Below are 24,535 nucleotides of genomic sequence, written 5' to 3'. Positions count from 1 at the left end.
AATCTTGTTAGAATATATTTATTTAGAATTGTTATAAATTATGCTTTAAGATTTAATTAAGGTTTGAGAATAGTACATAAGTCGTATTTTTGTGGGAGTTTTTAAAAAAGTATATAGATTCATTCAAATATACCCTTAAAAACTATACCAATTTAAGTCGATAATCATTTTTTAATATGAAAAAAGTGGGTAACCATACTTCGTTTTCGAGAATTTTATTTTTCTGTTTAGCTTTATCGCTCTCATTCTCATTTGCTTCTTACGCGCAAGATGCTGCTCCGGCGGCTGATGCAGGTCAGGAAGCTGCGGCTTCGGCAGGTGCCGGAGATCCGAAAAAAGGTAAAGAATTGTTCAATTCATTATGTGCTGCATGTCACAAGCTTGATGGTAAAGCAACAGGTCCTGCTCTAAGGGGTGTTGCTGAAAAGCATGACCGTGAGTGGCTTTACAAATGGGTTCGTAACAGTAGTGAGCTAATTAAATCAGGTGATGCTACAGCTGTAAAGCTGTTTGCTGATAACAACAACGTTACAATGACTGCGTTTCCTCAGCTTTCTAATGGGGATATAGACAATATCATGGCGTATACGTCGGAGCCAAAAGTGACTCCTCCGGGGCCAGGTCCTGGTTCTGCTGTTGTTGCTCAGGAAAGTGGTGCTTCTAATAATCTAATTCTTGGGGCGCTTGTTCTTGTTCTTTTAGTTCTTATTGTTATGTTGGTTCTTGTGAACAGTACATTAAGAAAAGTTGCTGCTGCAAACGGTGTTGATGTTTCTAAAAAAGGAAATACAGTGTCTTTCTGGCAGGCTTATGCAAGAAACCAGTTCTTGGTTTTGGTTACTTCAATCCTATTATTATTATCGGGTGCGTACTTCCTTTATGGTTACTTAATGCAAATTGGGGTTGATCAAGGGTACGAGCCAATTCAGCCAATACATTTCTCTCATAAAATTCACGCAGGTGAAAACGGTATTGATTGTAAATACTGTCACTCTTCTGCAAGGGTAAGTAAAACTTCAGGTATACCGTCTCTTAATGTTTGTATGAACTGTCATAAAAACATCTCTGAGTTCTCAGGTAGCAAAGATTCTACTTACGTTGAATATTCAAAAGAATTCTATACTGCAGAAATCCAAAAACTATACGACGCTGTAGGTTGGGATAAATCTGCACAACAATACACAGGTAAAACTAAACCGGTTAAATGGGTTAGAATTCATAATCTTCCAGACTTTGTTTACTTCAATCACTCTCAGCACGTTTCTGTAGCTGGTGTTGAATGTCAAACATGTCATGGTCCTGTTGAGACGTTTGAGATTATGAAACAAAACGCTCCTTTAACAATGGGCTGGTGTATTAACTGTCACCGTGAGACAAATGTGAAAGTAGAAGGTAACGACTACTACAAAAAAATCCACGACGAACTTGCTAAGAAATATGGTGTGCAGAAGCTTACAGCTGCCAACATGGGAGGTACAGAGTGTGGAAAATGTCACTATTAATCAATTTTTAAGAAGCTAATATCTATATACAACATGGCATCAAACAAAAAATACTGGCAAAGTGTTGAAGAACTGAACGAAAACAGTTCTATTGTTGAGACGCTAAGAAACAATGAGTTTGTTGAGGAGATTCCTACTGATGAATTTCTTGGTAATGAAGAGGCTATGTCTTCTTCTTCAACAAGCCGTCGTGACTTTTTGAAATATGTCGGGTTCAGTACTGCTGCAGCTTCTCTTGCAGCGTGTGAAGGACCAGTAATTAAGTCGATTCCTTATGTGGTTCAACCAGAGGAAATCATTCCGGGTGTTGCAGATTACTATGCAACTACAATAGCGGATGGTTTTGATTTTGCAAACATATTAATCAAAACCCGTGAGGGTAGGCCAATTAAGGTTGAGAATAACAGAATGCCTGGTTCGGGCATTAGTGCTAACGCAAGGGTTTATGCCTCTGTTCTTTCTCTTTATGACAGCATGCGTTTAAAGCAGCCTATGGTTGCTGGTAAGCCGGCTTCATGGGAAGAGGTTGATACCAGGGTTAAAGCTGGTTTAGCAGAAGCTGCAGCAAGTGGTGGTCAGGTAGTTTTATTAACTAACACTATGGCTAGCCCGTCTACAGATAAGCTTATTGCTGAATTTGGTGCCAAGTATGCGAACTTTAAGCATGTTGTTTATGATTCAGTTTCTTCGTCTGAGGCTCTGGATGCTTACCAGACTGTTTATGGTGAGAGAGCTTTAGCTAATTACGATCTTTCAAGTGCTGATGTTATTGTTGCTGTTGGAGCAGATTTCTTAGGTGACTGGCAAGGTGGAGGGTATGATACTGGTTATGCCGGTAAGCGTATCCCGAAACTGGGTAAAATGTCTAAGCATATCCAGATGGAGGCAAATCTTACTCTGTCAGGTTCTAATGCAGATAAGCGTATACCTTTAACTGTTACTCAACAAAAACACGCATTAGTTCATTTATATAATGAGGTTACAGGTTCTTCTGTAAGCGTTCCTGCTGTAGGTGAGAAATATGCTGCAGAGGTTAAGAAGGCTGCTAAGCAGTTAAAAGCTGCCGGATCTAAAGGTGTTGTTATGACAGGTTTAGACGATGTTAATGCTCAGCTTCTTGTAATTGCAATTAACCAAGCGCTTCAAAGTGAGGCATTCAAGCCGGAAGAGGCTCGTTACACTCGTAAGGGTGATGCTAAACAGGTGCAGGTGCTTATCAATGATATTAAAGCAGGAAGTGTTAGCGCGCTTATTATGAGTGGAGTTAATCCTGTGTATACTTTACCAAACGGAGCTGAATTTAAAGAGGCTTTAGGTAAGGTAAAACTTTCTGTTGCATTCTCTATGAAAGAGGATGAAACTGCAGCTCATACTACTGTAGCTGCTGCTGCCCCTCACTATCTTGAGTCTTGGGGTGATGTAGTTATCACAAAAGGTACTTACAGTGTTACTCAGCCAACTATCCGTCCTTTGTTTGATACAAAACAACTTCAGGATGCTTTATTAAGCTGGAGTGGTAACTCACAATCTTACTACGAATATTTAAAAGCTTCTTCTTCTGAGTTCTTTACAGGGAAATCATGGAATCAATTAGTTCACGATGGTATTTCTGTTTCAGAAAACGTTCCTGCTCTTACGGCTGGTGCTGCTGACTTTGGTGGTGCTGCGACTGCATTAGCAGGTGCTAAAGCTGCGGGAGATTTTGAGCTTGTACTTTATACTAAAACAGGTATGGGTGATGGTCAGCAGGCTAATAACCCATGGTTGCAGGAGTTCCCTGATCCAATTACAAGAGCATCTTGGGATAACTATGTAACAGTTGCTAAAGCTGATGCTGAAAAGCTGGAGCTTAAAAATTACCATGTTGCTAATGGTGGTCTTAATGGTAGCTATGCTACTCTTGAGGTAAACGGAGTAAAACTTGAAAATGTTCCTGTAATGATCCAGCCGGGTCAGGCCGTAGGTACATTAGGTCTTTCTTTAGGTTACGGTCGTACAGCGGCAATGAAGCAGGAAATGCAGGTAGGTATCAATGCTTACCCTGTATACAAAAACTTCAACTCGTTCCAGTCGGCTAAAATTTCTAAAGGAAACGGTGACCACGAGTTTGCTTGTTTACAGTTACAAAAAACATTAATGGGTAGAGGAGATATCGTAAAAGAAACTACCCTCGAAATATTCAATACTAAAGATGCTTCTGAATGGAATGAACTTCCTCAGGTTTCTTTAGATCACAGTGAAGTAGCTTCTACTTCGGTTGACTTATGGGAGTCCTTTGACAGAACAGTAGGTCACCACTTTAACTTGTCAATCGACCTTAATGCTTGTACAGGTTGTGGAGCTTGTGTTATAGCTTGTCACTCTGAAAACAACGTTCCGGTTGTAGGTAAGTCTGAAGTTAGAAGAAGCCGTGATATGCACTGGTTACGTATCGATAGGTACTATTCTTCTGAGGAGACTTTCGCAGAGGATGTAGAGCTTAAAGAGAATACTTCCGGCTTAATGGACTCTATCAGTACATTTAATGCTATGGAAGATCCGGCAGAAAACCCACAGGTTGCATTCCAGCCGGTATTCTGTCAGCACTGTAACCACGCACCATGTGAAACTGTATGTCCGGTAGCGGCTACATCACACGGTCGTCAGGGTCAAAACCACATGGCTTACAACCGTTGTGTGGGTACTCGTTACTGTGCTAACAACTGTCCTTACAAAGTGCGTCGTTTCAACTGGTTCCTTTATAACAAGAACAGTGAGTTTGATTACCATATGAATGACGATTTAGGACGTATGGTTCTTAACCCTGATGTTAACGTACGTTCTAGAGGTGTAATGGAGAAATGTTCTCTATGTTTACAAATGACTCAGGCAACAATCTTAAAAGCTAAGAGAGAAGGTCGTCCGGTTGCTAAGGATGAATTCTCAACAGCTTGTTCAGAGGCTTGTGGATCTGGAGCACTTGTATTCGGGGATATCAACAACCCAGAGGATACAGTTACTAAACTTAAAGAAGATGACAGGATGTATCACCTACTGGAGCATGTAGGTACTCAGCCTAACGTATTCTTCCAGGTTAAAGTAAGAAACACCTAAAATCAAATAAGTATTAATAAGAAACAATATAAAGGATTATGTCGTCTCATTACGAAGCACCCATTAGAAAACCTTTAGTTATAGGTGATAAAAATTTTCACGATGTAACAGTAGATGTTGCAGCACCGGTGGAAGGCAGGGCAAATAAGCAATGGTGGATTGTATTCTCGATCGCTTTGGCAGCTTTCCTATGGGGTGTAGGTTGTGTGGCTTACACAGTTGGAACAGGTATCGGTACTTGGGGTTCAAATAAAACAGTTGGCTGGGCCTGGGATATTACTAACTTCGTTTGGTGGGTTGGTATCGGTCACGCCGGAACACTAATTTCAGCAGTATTATTATTATTCCGTCAAAAGTGGAGAATGGCGATTAACCGTTCTGCAGAGGCGATGACCATCTTCTCGGTAATTCAGGCAGCAATGTTCCCTGTATTCCACATGGGTCGCCCTTGGTTAGCTTACTGGGTAATGCCGGTTCCTAACCAGTTCGGTTCACTTTGGGTTAACTTTAACTCACCTCTACTTTGGGACGTATTTGCAATTTCTACTTATCTGTCTGTTTCACTTGTTTTCTGGTGGACAGGTTTATTACCTGACTTTGCAATGCTTCGTGACAGAGCTGTAACTCCTTTCACAAAAAGAGTATACTCGATCGTTAGTTTCGGATGGAGTGGTAGAGCAAAAGACTGGCAGCGTTTTGAAGAGGTTTCTCTTGTACTTGCCGGTTTAGCAACTCCTCTTGTACTTTCTGTACACACTATCGTATCGTTTGACTTTGCTACTTCGGTTATACCGGGATGGCACACTACAATTCTTCCTCCATACTTCGTTGCCGGTGCGATCTTCTCTGGATTTGCAATGGTAAACACGCTTCTTATCATTATGAGGAAGGTATCAAACCTTGAAGCTTACATTACAATACAGCATATTGAGCTTATGAACATCATTATCATGATTACAGGTTCGATTGTTGGTACAGCTTATATTACTGAGTTATTTATTGCATGGTATTCAGGAGTTGAATACGAGCAATATGCATTCCTTAACAGAGCAACAGGTCCTTACTGGTGGTCATACCTATTAATGATGACTTGTAATGTTGTTTCTCCACAGGTTATGTGGTCTAAAAAGATCAGAACTAGTATCATGGCATCGTTTATTATCTCTATCGTGGTAAACATCGGTATGTGGTTTGAGCGTTTCGTAATTATCGTTACCTCACTTCACAGAGATTACCTGCCATCATCATGGACTATGTTCCAGCCTACATTTGTAGATGCAGGTTTCTTCATTGGTACAATTGGTTTCTTCTTTGTATTATTCTTACTTTACTCAAGAAGCTTCCCTGTAATTGCACAGGCAGAGGTAAAATCTATCATGAAAACTTCAAGTGAGAAGTACAAGAAATTAAGAGATCAGGAAGGACACAACAATCATTCACATTCAGATAATCATTAAGAATCATGAGTAATAAAGTTATACATGTACTATACAATGATGATGATATCCTGATGGATGCCGTTAAGCAAACGCGTGCTGCTCATCATCACATTGAAGAAGTTTATACACCTTTCCCGGTTCACGGGTTAGATAAGGCCATGGGTCTTGCTCCTACAAGATTAGCTATTTGCTCTTTCTTATATGGTTTAGTAGGTTTATCTGTTGCTACATCTATGTTATACTACATTATGATTGTAGACTGGCCACAGGATATTGGTGGTAAGCCAAGTTTCAGTTTCATTCAAAACATGCCTGCATTCGTACCGGTAATGTTTGAGATGACAGTATTCTTCGCAGCTCACTTAATGGTAATTACTTTCTATATGAGAAGTAAATTATGGCCATTTAAAGAGGCAGAGAACCCGGATGTAAGAACTACAGATGACCATTTTTTAATGGAAGTTTCTGTTCACGGTGATGTAGACCAGATGGTTTCATTCTTTGAGAACACAGGAGCTGTGGAAGTAAAAGTAATTGAAAAGCATTAAGAGAGATATGAAAGCATTATATAAAATAGCATTATTGGCATGTGTGTCGGCAGTAGCTACTTCCTGCTTCGATAAATCGCGTCCAAACTACCAGTATTTTCCAAATATGTATGAGCCGGTTCCTTATGAAACTTATTCTGAGGTTCCAACTTTCGCTAACGGTAAAGAAGGTCAGCTTCCGGCTGAAGGATCTATACCGAGAGGTTTTACTCCATACGAATATGAAAATAGTACTGAAGGTTACGATTTAGCTAAAGCTAACTTAGTATCTCCTCTTGACAGTGCTGAAGTTGACTTACCAAGAGCTGAACAGCTTTTCACGATTTACTGTGCAGTTTGTCACGGTGATAAAGGTGATGGTAAAGGAAACCTGGTAAAAAGAGAAAAATTCCTTGGGGTGCCTAACTACAAAGACAGGCAAATTACTGAAGGAAGTGTGTTTCATGTAGTTACTTACGGTCTTAATAGTATGGGTTCTCATGCTAACCAGTTAAGTCAGGAAGAGCGTTGGCAGGTAGCTCACTATGTAATGAAACTTAGGAGTGAATTATAATTGTAGAACACTGAAAGCATAAAATATGTATACATTTTCAAGTAAATTAAAAACTTTTTCTTTCATCCTTATGATCGTAGGTGTTCTGGGGATCGGTTATAGTTTTTTTACTGCGCCAAAAGATATCAATGATGTTGAGGCAATATTAGCCAGTCAACACGGTCATCACGGTGATGCTCACGCTGAAGGCGCAGAGCACCATGATGCTAAAGATGCTCATGTTAATACAGCTCACTCTGAAGATGCTCATGCAGCAGCGGGTCACGATGCACATGATGCTCACGGAGCAGAAGCTCATGAAGCACACGATGAACACACTCATCACCTAGAGCACGTTTTACATCAATTACAAAACAAGCCTTGGGCTGGTGTTTATGTAGCGGCTTTATTCTTTATGTTAATTTCACTTGGGGCATTAGCTTTCTATGCTATCCAAAACGCTGCATCTGCAGGATGGTCTCCTGTATTGTTTAGAGTTATGGAAGGTATATCTGCTTACCTTATCCCTGGTGCTGTTATAGTATTTTTATTACTTGTATTAGGTGTTATGGGATCACACCACCTGTTCATATGGATGGACAAGGATGTGGTTGCTCACGATCATTTAATTCAGGGTAAATCGGGCTACCTTAACGGTCCTTTCTTCCTTATCAGAGCAGCTCTTTTCATGGGTGGATGGATTTTCTACCGTCAGTATGCAAGAAAAGTTTCTTTAGCTCAGGATGAGGCATCAGATAACCTGAACTTTAAGAAGAGTTTTAAAGCTGCGGCTTCATTCCTTGTATTCTTCATCGTATCAGAGTCTATCATGTCTTGGGATTGGATCATGTCTGTAGATCCACACTGGTTTAGTACGCTATTCGGATGGTATGTGTTTGCAAGTTTTGTTGTAAGTGCAGTTACTGTTATTGCAATGGTTACTCTTTACCTAAAATCTCAGGGTTATTTAGAGTATGTAAATACTAGCCACATACACGATTTAGCTAAATTCATGTTTGGTTTCAGTGTATTCTGGACTTACCTTTGGTTCTCTCAGTTCATGCTTATATGGTATGCTGATATACCGGAAGAGATTACTTACTTTGTAACAAGAATTGAACACTATAATCTTCCTTTCTTTGGTATGGTTGTTATGAACTTTGTTCTGCCTGTACTTATCCTTGTTAATACAGACTTTAAACGTCTTACATGGATTGTAGTTCTTGCAGGTACAATCATCCTTTGCGGTCACTATGTAGATTTCTTCAACATGATTATGCCTGCAACAGTTGGTGATCAGTGGTTCATTGGAGCTGGTGAGATAGGTTCTATACTATTCTTTATGGGATTGTTTATCTTTGTTGTGTTCAGTGCCATTTCAAAAGCGCCGTTATTAGCTAAGCGTAACCCGCTGATTGAAGAAAGTAAGCATTTTCATTATTAATATTTAAAGAATAAACAGATGACAAGTTTATTGATAGTTATAGTTTTAGTTTTATTAGGCATTGCAATATGGCAATTAACTAAAATATTTGATTTAACTCAAATCGGCACAGCTGTTAACGGCGATTCAGAAGTTGCTAATGATAGAGATAATAATGTAAATGGTTACCTGATGTTTGCCTTTCTTGGCTTCATCTATGTGTTCACTATATACTCTCTTGTAAAATGGGGTCACCTTGTATTAGGTACTCCTGCATCAGAGCATGGTCCGCAGTATGATAACTTGATGACTATTTCGTTAGTATTAATCTTTATTGTACAAACGATTACTCAGTTCCTTTTACACTACTTCGCATTTAAATACAGAGGTAAAAAAGGACAGGTTGCTTTTTATTATGCAGATAACGACAAACTGGAATTTGTATGGACAATTATCCCGGTAATTGTACTTGCAGGTCTTATACTTTACGGTCTTTATGCCTGGACAAACATCATGTTTGTTGATGAGAATAAAGAAGATACTATTGTTGTTGAAATTTATGCTAAACAATTTAGCTGGGAAGCAAGATATGCCGGTGAAGACGGTGTACTTGGTAAAGCTAACGTAAGATATATTGAAGGTGTTAATACTTTAGGTGTGGATATGTCTGATCCAAATGCTCAGGATGATATCCAGTCTACAGAACTTCACCTACCAAAAGGTAAGCAGGTTATATTTAAGTTCCGTTCTCAGGATGTACTTCACTCTGCTTACATGCCTCACTTCAGAGCTCAAATGAACGTAGTGCCTGGTATGGTAACACAGTTTGCCTTTACTCCTACAATCACAACTGAAGAGATACGTTTAGATCCAAAAATCATGGATAAAGTAGCTAACATTAACAAAATCAGATCTGAGAAAAGTGCTGATTTAATTGCTGATGGTGGTGAAGCTCTTTCTCCTTATACATTTGACTACTTACTTCTTTGTAACAAAATTTGTGGTGCATCTCACTACAACATGCAAATGAAGATTGTTGTTGAGGATGAGGCCGACTTTAATAAATGGTTAGGTGAGAAAAAAACACTTGGTGCAGCTGTAAAAGAATCTCAGGCTAGTGAAGCTCCGGCTGAGGCGGCTCCTGCTCCTGCTACTGAAGAGCAAGAGGCAGCAACTGTAAACGATTCTACAGCAGTAGTAGACCATAAATAATAAAATAATTCTTTTTAAATATTCAAATTAAAGAAATATGTCAGCAGTAGGACACGAAGTACACGGTCACGATGATCATGGACATCACAAAGAGACCTTCATCACGAAGTATATCTTTAGTATAGATCACAAAATGATCGCTAAGCAATACCTGCTTACCGGTGTAGTTATGGGTATTATTGGTATTGTGATGTCATTATTATTCCGTATGCAAATTGCATGGCCGGAAGAGTCTTTCACAATTTTTAAAGTTCTTTTAGGAGATAAATTTGCTCCGGGTGGAGTAATGCGTAACGATATCTATCTGGCGCTTGTAACCATTCACGGTACCATCATGGTATTTTTTGTATTGACTGCAGGTTTAAGTGGTACTTTCAGTAACCTTCTTATTCCGTTACAAATTGGTGCAAGGGATATGGCATCAGGTTTCATGAACATGATATCATACTGGTTATTCTTCCTTTCTTCTGTAATCATGGTTATCTCTCTATTCGTAGAGGCAGGACCGGCTTCAGCAGGTTGGACAATATACCCTCCTTTAAGTGCACTTCCGCAGGCAATAGGTGGTTCTGGTGCAGGTATGACACTTTGGTTAGTATCTATGGCAATATTCATTGCTTCGTCACTTATGGGATCACTTAACTATGTGGTAACTGTAATTAACCTTAGAACAAAAGGTATGTCTATGACAAGACTACCTCTTACAATCTGGGCATTCTTTATTACTGCTGTTATCGGTATAGTTTCGTTCCCTGTATTACTTTCTGCTGCATTACTATTAATATTCGATAGAAGTTTCGGTACTTCATTCTTCCTTTCAGATATCTTTATCGCTGGTGACGTTCTTCACTACCAGGGAGGTTCTCCTGTATTATTTGAGCACCTATTTTGGTTCTTAGGTCACCCTGAGGTATATATCGTATTACTACCTGCATTAGGTATTACATCTGAAATTATTGCAACTAACTCACGTAAACCAATCTTTGGTTACCGTGCGATGATTGCTTCTATTCTTGCAATTGCATTCCTTTCAACAATCGTTTGGGGTCACCACATGTTCGTATCAGGTATGAACCCGTTCTTAGGATCTGTGTTTACCTTTACAACACTTCTTATTGCGATTCCATCGGCTGTTAAGGCATTCAACTATATTACAACGCTATGGAGAGGTAACCTGCAAATGAACCCTGCAATGCTATTCTCTATCGGTCTTGTATCTACTTTCATCACTGGTGGTCTTACAGGTATCATTCTAGGTGACAGTACACTTGATATTAACGTTCACGATACTTACTTCGTTGTGGCTCACTTCCACTTAGTAATGGGTATCTCTGCTCTATACGGTATGTTTGCCGGTATTTACCACTGGTTCCCTAAAATGTTCGGTAGAATGATGAACAAGAACCTTGGTTACATTCACTTCTGGGTAACTGCAGTATGTGCTTACGGAGTATTCTTCCCAATGCACTTTATAGGTATGGCGGGTCTTCCAAGGCGTTACTATACTAACTCTGCTTTCCCTTTATTTGATGACCTTGCAGATGTTAACGTTATCATCACTATGTTTGCTATTATTGGTGCTGCATTCCAGTTAGTGTTCCTTTGGAACTTCTTCTACAGCATCTTTAAAGGTAAAAAAGCTCCTCAAAACCCATGGAGATCAAACACTCTTGAGTGGACTACTCCGGTTGAGCATATTCACGGTAACTGGCCAGGTGAAATTCCTGAAGTTTACAGATGGCCATATGACTACAGTAAACCAGGTCACGATGAAGACTTCGTACCTCAAACTGTACCGATGAAACCAAACGAAGAACAGTTACACCATTAATAAATGGTACATATCATAATAAAAGCCTCTCCTAACAGGGAGGCTTTTTGTTTAAATGCTTATTTTTATATAAAATAAGAAATGATATGATGGCAGAAGATTATACTTTTAGTGTTAACAAAAACATGAATCAGTTTGAACTGGTTGTGGATGAAGATAACATTGCTTTTTTGGAATTCTATACCGATGGCAAAAAAATCTTTTTAAACCACACAGAAGTTCCTGTTGATTTGAGGGGAAGAGGCATTGCGGCAAAGCTTGTTGAGAAGAGCCTGGCGTATTGCAGGGAAAATAATTTAATTGTTGTGCCCGCCTGTTCTTATGTGGCTCATTTTATTGATGATAACCCGCAGTGGAATGATGTGTTGTCTGAAGGTTATCAAATGTGAGCCTAATTAAATTATATTTGCTGTATGAATGAGAATTTAGATCCTACTAATAAAAACTTTAATCCCGAAGAGCTTGATTTAGAGAAAAAGCTGAGACCCCTGTCGTTTGACGATTTTACAGGGCAGGATCAGGTGCTTGAAAACCTAAAGGTTTTTGTGGAAGCGGCTAATTTTCGTGACGAAGCTTTAGATCATACCCTTTTTCACGGACCTCCGGGGCTTGGTAAGACCACTTTGGCAAACATACTGGCAAATGAGCTTGGGGTTGGTATTAAAATCACCTCAGGGCCTGTTTTAGATAAACCGGGTGATTTAGCCGGATTGCTTACCAATCTTGATGAAAGGGATATACTTTTTATTGACGAGATTCACCGTCTTAGTCCGGTTGTGGAGGAGTATCTTTACTCAGCTATGGAGGATTTTAAAATAGATATCATGATTGAGTCGGGACCTAATGCCCGTTCAGTACAAATAGGTCTTAACCCGTTTACACTGGTTGGGGCTACAACCCGTTCGGGCTTACTAACGGCGCCTATGCGTGCCCGTTTTGGTATTTCAAGCCGACTTCAGTATTATACTACTGAGCTGTTAACGAGTATAGTGGAGCGTAGTTCTGCCATACTTAAAATGCCTATTACTATGGAAGCTGCTATTGAAATAGCAGGACGCAGTCGTGGTACACCCCGTATTGCCAATGCACTTTTACGACGAGTGCGTGATTTTGCCCAGATAAAAGGTAATGGTAAAATTGATATCGAGATAGCCAGATATTCACTTAAGGCTCTTAATGTAGATGCTCATGGTCTTGATGAAATGGATAATAAGATACTTAATACTATAATCGATAAGTTTAAAGGTGGACCTGTTGGTTTGTCTACACTGGCAACAGCAGTGTCTGAAAGCGGAGAGACTATTGAAGAAGTATATGAACCTTTCCTTATTCAGGAAGGGTTTATAGTAAGAACGCCAAGAGGTAGAGAAGTTACCGAGAAAGCATACAAGCATCTGGGTAAGATTAGAATGACGCAGGGAGGATTGTTTTAACAGTGACTGATAACAGAAAGAAATACTCTGATTTTATAAAAGCCGAAGCCAAACGCCTCGGCTTTTTGTCATGTGGTATATCTAAAGCCGGGTTTCTTGAAGAGGAAGCACCGCGTTTGGAAAAATGGCTTAATGAGAATAGGCACGGGCAAATGCAGTACATGGAAAACCACTTTGATAAAAGATTAGATCCAACCCTGCTTGTAGACGGAGCTAAAAGTGTGATTTCACTTTTACTGAATTACTATCCTGAGCAAATCCAGACGGAGGGGAGTTATAAAATATCAAAATATGCCTACGGGCAGGATTATCACTTTGTAATAAAATCCAAGCTTAAGGAGCTACTGCATTCCATTCAGGAGAATATAGGTGAAGTAGGAGGTAGGGCTTTTGTCGATTCGGCTCCGGTGCTCGATAAGGCTTGGGCGGCAAAAAGTGGTTTGGGCTGGATAGGTAAAAACAGTAACCTGTTAAGTAAGCAGGTGGGTTCTTTCTTTTTTATTGCCGAGCTTATTGTTGATATAGATTTAGAATACGACGGTGTAACTACAGATCATTGCGGAAGTTGTACAGCCTGTATTGATGCCTGCCCTACACAGGCAATAATAGAACCTTATGTTGTTGATGGCAGTAAGTGTATTTCTTATTTTACCATTGAGCTTAAGGAAAACATTCCGGCAGATATGAGGGGTAAGTTTGACGACTGGGCTTTTGGTTGTGATGTTTGCCAGGATGTATGTCCGTGGAACCGTTTTTCCAAACCACATCGTGAACCGTTATTTAATCCGCATCCTGATTTATTATCCATGACAAAAAAGGACTGGGATGAAATTACCGAGGAAACTTTTAGGGCGGTGTTTAAAAACTCGGCGGTTAAGCGCACAAAATTTGAAGGGCTTACAAGAAATATAAATTTCCTTAAGCCCTGATGCGACTTTGGGGAGATGATAATTTTTTTACCACACGAAATATGGATGTATATATAACAAAGCTCAGGAAAAAGCTGAGTGAAGATGCACGGTTAGAGATTGTAAATGTTCGGGGTTTTGGTTACAAGCTCATTTGTTAACTATTCATTAATTAAATAAAAAGAAAGTTCTTAAAAATTTCTCAATTTCGACGATACGCTTACCTTTGTAAGTTCTGTAATAAAAGCAAATAGAATGAACAAGTACAGTAAGCGCAGAGAAGCACTTTTATACCACGCCAAACCCCATCCGGGTAAAATACAGGTGGTGCCTACAAAGAAATATGCTACACAAAGGGATTTGTCGTTAGCTTATTCTCCGGGAGTGGCAGAGCCATGTCTTGAAATAGCCAAAGATGTAAATAACGTTTATAAATATACTGCAAAAGGTAACCTTGTAGCCGTAATATCAAACGGTACAGCGGTTTTAGGTTTAGGGGACATAGGTCCTGAAGCATCTAAGCCTGTAATGGAGGGTAAAGGTCTTTTGTTTAAGATTTTTGCTGATATCGATGTTTTTGATATCGAGGTAGATACTAAGGATATAGATAAGTTTATAGAAACGGTAAAAAATATTGCTCCTACTTTTGGGGGTATTAACCTTGAGGATATTAAAGCGCCGGAGTCTTTTGAAATTGAAAGAAGGCTTGTTGAAGAGCTTAATATTCCGGTAATGCACGATGACCAGCACGGTACGGCCATAATTTCTTCGGCTGCACTTTTAAATGCGTTGGAGCTTGCTAATAAGAAAATTGAAGATGTTAAGGTGGTGGTTTCGGGTGCAGGATCGGCTGCTTTGGCATGTGCTAACCTTTATCTGCTTTTAGGGGTAAAGGCCGAAAATATAACCATGTTTGATAAAGATGGTATGCTTGTAAAAAGCCGTACCGATTTATTAGATCTTCAGATGAAATATGCTAAGGATGCTGAGTCTGTTACTTTAGCCGAAGCGGTTAAGGGAGGCGATGTTTTCTTAGGACTTTCGGTAGGTAATGTACTTACACCTGAAATGCTGCTTACTATGAATCATGACCCAATTGTGTTTGCAATGGCCAACCCAATTCCGGAAATTGATTATGACCTTGCTGTCGCAACACGTGACGATATTATTATGGCAACGGGTAGATCTGATCACCCTAACCAGGTAAATAACGTGCTTGGTTTCCCTTATATCTTTAGGGGTGCTATGGATGTTAGGGCTACAAAAATTAACGAGGCTATGAAAATGGCTGCTGTTAAAGCGCTTGCCGAACTGGCTAAAGCCCCGGTGCCTGAGCAGGTAAATATCGCTTATGGTGAAACTAAACTTAACTTTGGTCGTGACTATATTATCCCGAAACCTTTTGATCCAAGGCTTATTGCAGTGGTGCCGCCGGCAGTAGCTCAGGCAGCAATGGAGTCGGGTGTGGCATTAAACCCTATAACCGACTGGGATAAGTATGCCGAGGAACTTTTAGACAGGCTGGGTAACGATAACAAAATGGTAAGACTGCTTACCAACAGGGCTAAAACCGATCCTAAACGAATTGTATTTGCCGAGGCAGATCATCTTGATGTGCTTAAAGCTGCGCAAATTGTTCATGAGGAGAAAATTGGTATACCAATCCTGTTAGGTAACAGCGAAATTATAAATGAACTTAAGGAAGAAATAGGTTTTGAGGCCGAAGTGGCTATTATTGATCCTAAAACCGATGAGGAAGAGGAAAGAAGAAACCGTTATGCTGATGTGTTTTGGAGTTCGAGGAACCGGAGGGGTGTAAGCCTTTTAGATGCACAAAAGTGGATGCGTGAACGTAACTACTTTGCGGCAATGATGGTGAACGAAGGAGACGCCGATGCTATGGTTACAGGGTATTCAAGGAGTTATCCGGCAACGGTTAAACCTATTATCCAGCTTATAGGTAAAGCACCAAGTGTAACTAAAATAGCTACTACTAACCTTATGCTTACCAAACGCGGACCAATGTTCCTTTCAGATACGGCAATTAACCCTAATCCAAACGCTGAAGAGCTTGCTAAGATAGCTATTATGACAGCAAGAACAGTAAGAATGTTTGGTATGGAGCCTGTATTGGCAATGGTATCATTCTCAAACTATGGTTCGTCGCCCGATCCTGAAGCGGTAAAAGTAAGGGAGGCAGTACAGATACTTCACCGTGATTATCCTGATTTAATGGTAGATGGAGAAGTTCAGGCTGATTTTGCCTTAAATGCAGAAATGTCAAAAGATAAGTTTCCTTTTTCAAAAATTGCAGGAAAAAAGGTTAATACATTAATTTTTCCTAACTTGGATGCTGCTAACATTACTTATAAGTTGTTAAAAGAACTCAATAAGGTAGTTTCTATCGGGCCTATAATGCTTGGTATGAACAAGCCTGTTCACGTTTTCCAGTTAGGAGCCAGTGTAGAGGAGATGGTAAATATGGCAGCGGTAGCTGTTGTAGATGCTCAGGAGAAGGAAAAACGTTTAAAAATGGCAAAAAATTAATACATAGCTAATCGTTAGAGAATTTTATTATTTTTGGGAACGGATAAAAAAATGTTATGATAGCACATCTTCAGGGAAGACTTGTTGAGAAAACACCAACAGAAGTAGTAATAGACTGTAATGGGGTTGGTTACCAGGTTAATATTTCCCTGCACACCTTTTCTCTTTTACCTGACTCTGAAAACATAAGGTTGTATACCTTTTTACAGGTTAAGGAAGACGCACACACTCTTTTTGGTTTTATGGAGAAAGCCGAAAGGGAACTATTTAAGTTTCTTATTTCTGTTTCAGGAGTGGGGGCAGGTACGGCACGTACAATGCTCTCTTCGCTTGAACCGAAACAAATTATAAACGCCATCGCATCGGGAGATGTGGCAACAATCCAGTCTATAAAAGGGATTGGTGCAAAAACGGCACAAAGGGTAATACTGGACCTTAAGGATAAAGTGTTAAAAGTGTACGGTTTGGGTGAAGTTTCGGTATTGGGCTACAATACAAATAAAGATGAGGCGTTATCTGCGTTAGAGGTTTTAGGATTTAACAAAAAATCTGCAGAAAAAGTTGTAGATAAGATTGTTAGGGAAAATCCGGATGTTACTGTTGAAACAATTATCAAACAAGCATTAAAAAATTTATAGTCCTTGAAAACAGAATACTCTAAAGATTTTTATATAAAGTTAAGGCTGGCTGTTTCGCTATTGTTCTTATTTTTCAATTTAACCGCACAGGCACAGGATGATGAAGATGATAACGAAAAACAGGACACTCTTACCGGTTACAGTACTGCAAGGGTAGAGCTCGAAAATCCCAGGAGTATAGTACAGGGTTATACTTATGATCCAATTACAAATAAATATATATACACGGAAAGTGTAGATGATTTTAATATCAATTATCCGCTTATTCTTACACCTGAGGAGTATGAGGAGCTGGTTTTACGTGAATCCATTCGTGAATACTACCAACAAAAATCAAAAGCGCTTGATGGTAAAGGAACAGAGGAGGAGCAGAAAAACCTGCTTCCGCGATATTATGTCAACTCCAAATTCTTTGAAACCATATTTGGAGGTAATACCATTGATATTAAGCCTCAGGGTTCGGTAGAACTCGACTTAGGAGTTAGGTATACCAAGCAGGATAATCCGTCACTTTCGCCAAGAAACAGAAGTACCTTTACCTTTGATTTTGACCAAAGGATTAGTATGAGTCTCCAGGGACAGGTAGGTACTAAATTAGGGGTGACCGCTAATTATGATACCGAGTCGACCTTTGCATTCCAAAACCTTATCAAGTTAGAATATACACCCGATGAGGATGATATTATCCAGAAAATTGAAGTAGGTAATGTGAGCTTTCCGCTGTCTAACTCATTGGTTAGAGGGGCGCAAAGCCTTTTTGGTGTTAAGGCACAGTTCCAGTTTGGTAAAACTACTGTAACGGGGATTTTCTCAGAACAAAAATCACAAACCAAAACAATAACCGCTCAGGGTGGTGGTACAGTGCAGGAGTTTAGTTTCTTTGCTGCTGAGTATGATAGCGACAAGCACTTCTTCCTTTCACAATGGTTTAGGAATAATTATGATAAGGCATTAAAACAATATCCTTTAATAGACAGCCGTGTACAAATTACCCGTGTGGAAGTATGGGTTACAAACAGGCAAAACAGGATAAATTCTCAGGAAAATAACTCCCGTAACATTCTTGCACTTCAGGATTTAGGTGAATCACAACTAACCGGTTATTATAGTAATGCCGATATTACCGGTGATGCTGTAGGTTTTGCAAGTGGTGGTGCGCCGGGAGGTTTCTTTACATCGAGCCCTAACTCGCCTTCTGATAATAGTAATAACGGACTTGATCCTTCTCTTCTTGATGAGGGAAATAGCCAGTTTTTAAGTCCGTCGGTAAGGGAAATTGTAACGCTAAGTAACAATAGCTTTATTGGTGGTCTTGATGCTAACGAAGGGCGTGATTATGCTAAACTTGAAAATGCGAGGAAACTTACTTCAAATGAATTTACATTCCATCCGCAGTTAGGTTATATTTCATTAAACCAAAGACTTTCTAACGATGAAATTCTTGCTGTAGCTTATCAGTATACTATTGGTGGCGAAGTGTATCAGGTAGGTGAATTTGCAACAGACGGTACCGATGCTACTTCGGTAACAGAATCAGATAATCCAAACGAAGACGCTTCTATCAGTACCAAGAGTCTTATATTGAAAATGCTTAAGAGTAGTTTGGTAAATGTAGATGAGCCGGTTTGGAATTTGATGATGAAAAACATCTATTCTATCCCGGGAGCTTACCAGCTAGAGCAGGAGGATTTCAAAATGAATATCCTTTATACCGATCCTTCTCCGCTAAATTATATCACACCGGCTACCGATGTTAATGGTAATATTATAGATCAATTCCCTCCAGCCGGACCTGGAGAATTTGATAAGCAGGTTGCAGAAACACCTCTTTTAAGAGTGTTCAATGTAGATAGGTTAAGTTATGCTAATGACCCGCAGCCGGGAGGTGACGGTTTCTTTGACTTTTATCCGGGGATTACTGTAAACACGCAAAACGGTAATTTAATTTTTACGACTGTAGAGCCGTTTGGTCAATACCTGTTTGAAAAATTAAGGTTAGACGGTTTAGAGAATTATGGTGACGAAAATGAAACCACCTATAATGCTAACCAGGAAAAATATGTATACCGCAGGCTGTACATGAGTACACAGGCAGATGCATCGCAGGAAAGTGCAAAAAATAAATTCCAGTTAAGAGGTAAGTTCAAATCTACAGGAGGTGATGGTATATCTCTGGGAGCGTTTAATATTCCTCAGGGTTCGGTTGTAGTAACAGCCGGAGGTCGTACACTTGTTGAAGGTGTAGACTATACGGTGAACTATCAGTTAGGTAGGGTACAAATTTTAGATGCTTCCCTTCAAAACTCAAATACACCTATTGAAGTTTCTGTAGAGAACAATGCGGTATTCGGGCAACAAACCCGTCGTTTTGCGGGGGTGTATGTTGAACATAAGTTTACCGATAAATTTTTAGTAGGGGCTACCTTATTGAATATGGCAGAAAGGCCGTTTACCCAAAAAACCAATTATGGACAGGAATCGGTTAACAATACTATTTTCGGACTTAATACTACCTATTCTACCGAAGTACCTTTCTTTACCCGACTGGTAAATAAACTTCCAAACATAGATACTGATGTTCCTTCTAACTTATCGTTTAGAGGGGAAATAGCATACTTACAACCGGGAGCCTCTAAGGCAGACCAGTTTAACAGTGAGCCTACTACTTATGTAGATGACTTTGAGGGTTCACAAACTACTATAGATATGCGTTCGCCGCTATCGTGGTCGCTTGCCAGTGCACCAATTACCCTGTTTCCGGGTAACGCACCACCTGTAGATGATCTTTCTTATGGTTACCAGAGAGCAAAACTTGCATGGTATACTATAGATCCTACATTCTTTACAAACCAGCGTCCTACCGGTATTAGTGACGATGATCTGTCTTCAAACAGAACAAGACGTGTGTATTACAGTGAGCTTTACCCTGTGACAGATGTTGCGCCGGGACAAACTACAGTAGTTAATACTTTAGACCTTACTTATTTCCCACAGGAAAGAGGTCCATACAACTATAACCCTACGGTAGCAGGTACAGGAGGTGTTTTTGACCAGATACAGGCTGAACAAAACTGGGGAGGTATAATGAGATCTATAACCTCTACGAACTTTGAGCAAACCAATGTTGAATATATTCAGTTTTGGGTTCTTGACCCGTATTCGGGTAATGCAGGTGATGTAGCAGACCCTACTAATACAGGTATGCTTGAAATTAACCTTGGAGAAATATCTGAAGATATATTAAAAGATAACCGTAAGCAGTATGAGAACGGACTTCCGGCAGCGGGAGGAACTCAGCCAACATTTACATCTTCATGGAGTAGGGTTCCGGTTTCTCAATCGCTTATTTATGCTTTTGATACCGATACAGGTAACAGGGCTTTGCAGGATGTAGGTCTTGATGGTTTAAGCGATCAGGAAGAAGCAGCAAAATTTGCGGCTCAGGGATATGGTGGTTATGAAGACCCTTCGGGAGATAACTATCAGTTTTTCCTTGATGCTGATGGAGATGTAATAAACAGATATAAAAATTATAATGGTACAGAGGGGAACTCTCCTGTAGATGTTACGAGTAACAGTAGGGGGTCTACTTCACTTCCTGATGTAGAAGACATTAACAGGGATAATACCATGAATACCATTGATGCCTACTACAGGTATAGAATCCCTATTGAGCCGGGAGTTCAGCCGGGACAGGGCTATGTTATAGATGCAAGAACTTTTACTGTAGATGTGCCTGGTAATAATGGTGATGCAGGAAGTAATCAGGCTACCGGTAGATGGTTATTATATAAAGTGCCTATTGAGGTGCCGGATGAGGATGATGAAGAATATGCAGTAGGAGGTATAACGAATACCCGTTCTATACGTTTTATGAGGATGTTTGTTTCCGGATTTAAAGAGGAAATAACCCTAAGGTTTGGTGCTTTAGACCTTGTAAGGGGTGAATGGAGAAGATATACAGGATTGTTTGATGAAGATACAGATCCTGACGGGAATACCAGTGATACTCAAACCGGCTTTGATGTAACATCACTTAACGTACAGGAAAACGGAGCGCGCTCACCTATTAATTATGTATCACCACCGGGAGTTGTTCGTGAACAACTATATAGTGGTACTGCTGTTATTAATCAAAATGAGCAGGCGTTATCGTTAAGGGTTTATTCTACCAGCGGTTCGGGTACAGATGGTGGTTTAGAACCGGGTGACTCTCGTGCTGTATTTAAAAATGTAAATGTAGACATGCGTCAGTTTAAAAAGCTGAGAATGTTCCTGCATGCAGAACCATTGTCTGCCGGCGGAGGTGGAGAATTAGAAGAAAACGGTGCTGTACAGAGTGGAGAACTAAAAGCATTTATCCGTTTTGGTAATGACTTTACTGATAACTATTATCAGGTGGAAATTAAGCTTGATCAAACCTCGTTACAAGCAACTACGGCTGAAGCGATATGGCCTGAGGAAAATGAAATTAACTTACCGCTGGAATTGCTTACCCAAATAAAAATTTTAGCAATGCAGGATAACCTTCCTATTGACCAGGAAGGAGCAAGGTATGCTGATGTGAGTGATTTAGATCCTTCACTTGGCGACAGGATGACGGTAAGAATTAAAGGTAATCCTAACTTTGGTTTGGTACGTACCTTAATGGTGGGTGTTAAAAACGGATATGAAGTAGGAGATCCGGGAGCCAGAAATCTTAGAGGTGAAGTTTGGTTTAATGAGTTGCGCCTTTCAGATATGGACAGTAATGGTGGTATGGCTGCACTTGCCAGTATGGATACTAACTTTGCTGATTTTGCAAACTTTTCGGCAACGGGTAGAGTAAGTACTATAGGTTTTGGTACTATTGAGCAGGGGCCTAATGAAAGAAGCAGGGAAGATGCTAAGCAGTATAATGTGGTAACTAATCTTAACCTTGGGCAGTTACTTCCTAAAAAATGGGGAATTAACCTTCCGTTTAACTATGGTGTGGGTGAAGAGATAATTACACCTGAATACGATCCGTTCCAACAGGATGTTAGGCTCGATCAGTTAATAGATTTAGCAGAGACGCAGGCCGAAAAAGACAATCTTAAGGATAGGGCAATAGATTATACCAAGACAAAAAGTATCAACTTTATAGGGGTTAAAAAGAACAGGTCGCCAGAGCAAAAACCTCATGTATACGATCCTGAAAACTTTACACTTTCATATTCGTACAATCAAACCAATCACCATGATTATGAGGTAGAGGATTTGGTTGATCAGCAGGTAAGAGCATCTGTAGATTATAATTATTCGTTTAACAGTAAGCCTATTGAGCCTCTTGCTAAAACAAAGTTTATGAGTAAGAGCCAGTACTGGAAGCTGTTAAGGGATTTTAATTTTAATTATCTGCCTACCAGTATTTCTTTTAGTTCTAATATATTAAGGCAGTATAACAGGCAGCAGTTTAGAAATGTAGATGTAGAAGGTATTCCTATTGATCCGCTTTACAGGAGGAATTATTTCTTTAACTATCAGTATGGTTTTAACTATGTGCTGTCAAAAGGCCTTAAGTTTAATTATAGTGTTTCTACAAGTAATATTGTTAGAAATTACCTTGATGAAAATAATGTCCCTATTGAAGATTTTACCATATGGGATGACTTTTGGAGTGTAGGTTCGGCTAATCAGCATACACAGCAGCTTACCGTGAATTATGAGATTCCTATTAGTAAGTTGCCAATGTTTGCTTTTATTAAGCCAACTTATACTTATAATACAACCTTTAACTGGCAAAGGTCTACTGATGGATTACGTTATTTTGATGTAACAGATGTTAATAATGTAACAACTACATACGATCTAGGTAATCTTATTCAGAACTCAAGTTCCCATAATCTGAACACACAGTTAAACATGGATGTGTTCTATAAGTATATTGGGTTAACAGGTAAAAAGGCAGCTAAAAATGCTAAGCCTAAACCACAGGCGCCAAAACCGGGTCAAAAGGTTACTAACAATCAAAAAACAGGAGACGATGGTAATATGTTCTTAAACGGACTTGTAGGTGTTGTTACCAGTGTGAAAAATATTAGTGTTAAATATGTAGAGAACAGGGGTACTGTATTACCGGGTTATATACCGGGTATAGGCTTCTTTGGTACAACTAAGCCTGGTCTTGATTTTGTTTTGGGTAGTCAGGGTGATATTAGGTATGAAATGGCGCGTAATGGTTATCTTACCAACTATGAGGATTATAATCAGAACTTTACCAGGGTTAAAACCCAAATATTGAACATGACGGCTTCAATAGACCTTTTCCCTGATTTAAAAATAGAATTAAGTGCCGATAGGACTTACTCTAAAAACGACTCAGAACAATACCACGTAGAGGATGGTTTATATATAGCAGAGTCTCCTTATACAACGGGTAATCTTCAAATGAGTACTATACTTATTTCAACGGCATTCAGTAAGAGTGATGTAAATTCGTCTGAAGCTTTTGATCAGTTCCGTGAAAATAGGTTGGTTGTAGCTAACAGACTGGCTGAACAGCGTTATGGTACTACAAACTTCCCTGTTTATAACGGTCCGCTTGATGATAATGCAGGTAGTGAATATAGTGTTGCCAATGCAGGTTATCCTTTAGGTTATGGTAAAAACTCTCAGGCAGTATTACTTCCTGCTTTCCTTTCAGCTTATTCAGGTCAGGATGCATCAAAGGTAAAAACAAGTCCGTTTAGAGATGTTCCACTTCCTAACTGGGTAGTTAAGTATACCGGTTTAATGCGTTACAAGTACTTTAAAGAGAGGTTTAAACGATTCTCTTTACAACACGGTTACAGGGCTTCTTACAATATCAACTCTTACAGAACTAATTTAGAGTATGAATCAACACCTATAGATGCTAACGGTAACTTCGCTAATAAGTACATTATATCTAACATTAACCTTGCAGAGCAGTTTAATCCGCTTATACGTGTTGATATGGAGATGAAAAACTCTATTAAGATATTAGCAGAGATTAAAAAAGACCGTACGCTTAACATGAGTTTTGATAATAACCTTTTAACTGAGGTTAAGGGTAATGAGTATACTGTAGGGTTAGGCTACCGTATTAAAGATGTAACAATTAACTCAAGCCTTGCAGATAATCCTACAAATGTTATTAAGAGTGACATTGATTTGAAAGCCGATTTTACACTGAGGAAAAATGAAACCATAGTGCGTTATCTGGATTATGATAACAACCAGTTAGGTGGTGGTCAAAATATATGGTCAGTTAAGTTTACGGCCAGTTATTCGTTTAGTAAAAACCTTACGGCTATCTTCTATTACGACCATTCGTTCTCTAAAGCGGTTATTTCAACAGCCTATCCGTTAACAAATATTCGATCAGGCTTTACTTTGAGGTATAATTTTGGAAATTAATAAAAAAAACATTTTATAATTATTTTATTCA

At 39.4% G+C, this 24,535-nt stretch carries 14 protein-coding genes and 1 pseudogene; all 15 read left to right on the top strand.

All coding sequences use genetic code 11. From position 1 onward, the window contains the following. The first annotated feature begins 176 nt into the window (after nt 1-176). The 15 genes and pseudogenes from V3Z67_RS06935 (at nt 177) to sov (ending at nt 24,504) form a co-directional block, all read left to right on the top strand. Entirely contained in the window at nt 177-1,502 is a 1,326-nt protein-coding gene (locus V3Z67_RS06935; RefSeq protein ID WP_330442619.1) for a cytochrome c3 family protein, read from the top strand. A 33-nt stretch (nt 1,503-1,535) separates the two neighbouring features. Next, nucleotides 1,536-4,595 carry a TAT-variant-translocated molybdopterin oxidoreductase gene (locus V3Z67_RS06930; RefSeq protein ID WP_330442618.1) on the top strand — a complete coding sequence of 1,020 codons (3,060 nt, stop codon included), beginning with the start codon at nt 1,536-1,538 and terminating at the stop codon, nt 4,593-4,595. Between the two features lie 38 nt (nt 4,596-4,633). Beyond that, the gene (gene nrfD, locus V3Z67_RS06925) at nt 4,634-6,052 is read left to right on the top strand and encodes an NrfD/PsrC family molybdoenzyme membrane anchor subunit (protein ID WP_157481699.1); all 1,419 of its coding nucleotides are present in this window, start codon (nt 4,634-4,636) and stop codon (nt 6,050-6,052) included. A 5-nt stretch (nt 6,053-6,057) separates the two neighbouring features. Continuing rightward, nucleotides 6,058-6,582 (top strand): DUF3341 domain-containing protein, encoded by a 525-nt coding sequence (locus tag V3Z67_RS06920; RefSeq protein WP_035134090.1) that lies wholly within the window; start codon nt 6,058-6,060, stop codon nt 6,580-6,582. A gap of 7 nt (nt 6,583-6,589) precedes the next feature. Further along, nucleotides 6,590-7,135: a c-type cytochrome gene (locus V3Z67_RS06915; protein WP_330442617.1), complete on the top strand. Its 546-nt coding sequence runs from the start codon at nt 6,590-6,592 to the stop codon at nt 7,133-7,135. 25 nt (nt 7,136-7,160) lie between these two features. Beyond that, nucleotides 7,161-8,558, top strand: a complete 1,398-nt coding sequence (locus tag V3Z67_RS06910; RefSeq protein ID WP_330442616.1) for a quinol:cytochrome C oxidoreductase — start codon at nt 7,161-7,163, stop codon at nt 8,556-8,558. 18 nt (nt 8,559-8,576) lie between these two features. After that, complete coding sequence (locus V3Z67_RS06905) at nt 8,577-9,749, top strand: cytochrome c oxidase subunit II (RefSeq protein WP_330442615.1); 1,173 nt, start codon at nt 8,577-8,579, stop codon at nt 9,747-9,749. Between the two features lie 37 nt (nt 9,750-9,786). Beyond that, complete coding sequence (locus V3Z67_RS06900; protein ID WP_330442614.1) at nt 9,787-11,580, top strand: cytochrome c oxidase subunit I; 1,794 nt, start codon at nt 9,787-9,789, stop codon at nt 11,578-11,580. Nucleotides 11,581-11,666: 86 nt separating this feature from the next. Further along, the gene (locus tag V3Z67_RS06895) at nt 11,667-11,969 is read left to right on the top strand and encodes a GNAT family N-acetyltransferase (protein WP_330442613.1); all 303 of its coding nucleotides are present in this window, start codon (nt 11,667-11,669) and stop codon (nt 11,967-11,969) included. 24 nt (nt 11,970-11,993) lie between these two features. After that, entirely contained in the window at nt 11,994-13,013 is a 1,020-nt protein-coding gene (gene ruvB, locus V3Z67_RS06890; RefSeq protein ID WP_035134081.1) for a Holliday junction branch migration DNA helicase RuvB, read from the top strand. A 2-nt stretch (nt 13,014-13,015) separates the two neighbouring features. Continuing rightward, a complete protein-coding gene (gene queG / locus V3Z67_RS06885) occupies nt 13,016-13,942 on the top strand; it encodes a tRNA epoxyqueuosine(34) reductase QueG (RefSeq protein ID WP_330442612.1) in 927 nt (308 codons plus the stop codon). Further along, nucleotides 13,939-14,082 (top strand): annotated as a pseudogene (locus V3Z67_RS06880) (winged helix-turn-helix domain-containing protein); the annotation flags it as partial. The gene queG and the pseudogene V3Z67_RS06880, both read left to right, overlap by 4 nt. 94 nt (nt 14,083-14,176) lie before the next feature. Then, nucleotides 14,177-16,468, top strand: coding sequence for an NADP-dependent malic enzyme (locus V3Z67_RS06875; protein ID WP_330442611.1), 2,292 nt, complete (start codon nt 14,177-14,179; stop codon nt 16,466-16,468). A gap of 56 nt (nt 16,469-16,524) precedes the next feature. Beyond that, nucleotides 16,525-17,106 carry a Holliday junction branch migration protein RuvA gene (ruvA, locus tag V3Z67_RS06870; RefSeq protein ID WP_330442610.1) on the top strand — a complete coding sequence of 194 codons (582 nt, stop codon included), beginning with the start codon at nt 16,525-16,527 and terminating at the stop codon, nt 17,104-17,106. Nucleotides 17,107-17,109: 3 nt separating this feature from the next. After that, a complete protein-coding gene (gene sov / locus V3Z67_RS06865) occupies nt 17,110-24,504 on the top strand; it encodes a T9SS outer membrane translocon Sov/SprA (RefSeq protein ID WP_330442609.1) in 7,395 nt (2,464 codons plus the stop codon). Nucleotides 24,505-24,535: the final 31 nt, after the last annotated feature.

Source organism: Flavobacterium sp. C4GT6, assembly GCF_036347315.1.
GTDB lineage: Bacteria > Bacteroidota > Bacteroidia > Flavobacteriales > Flavobacteriaceae > Flavobacterium.
The sequence above is the reverse complement of the archived record's forward strand: the minus strand, read 5'-3'. Positions and strand labels throughout refer to the sequence as shown.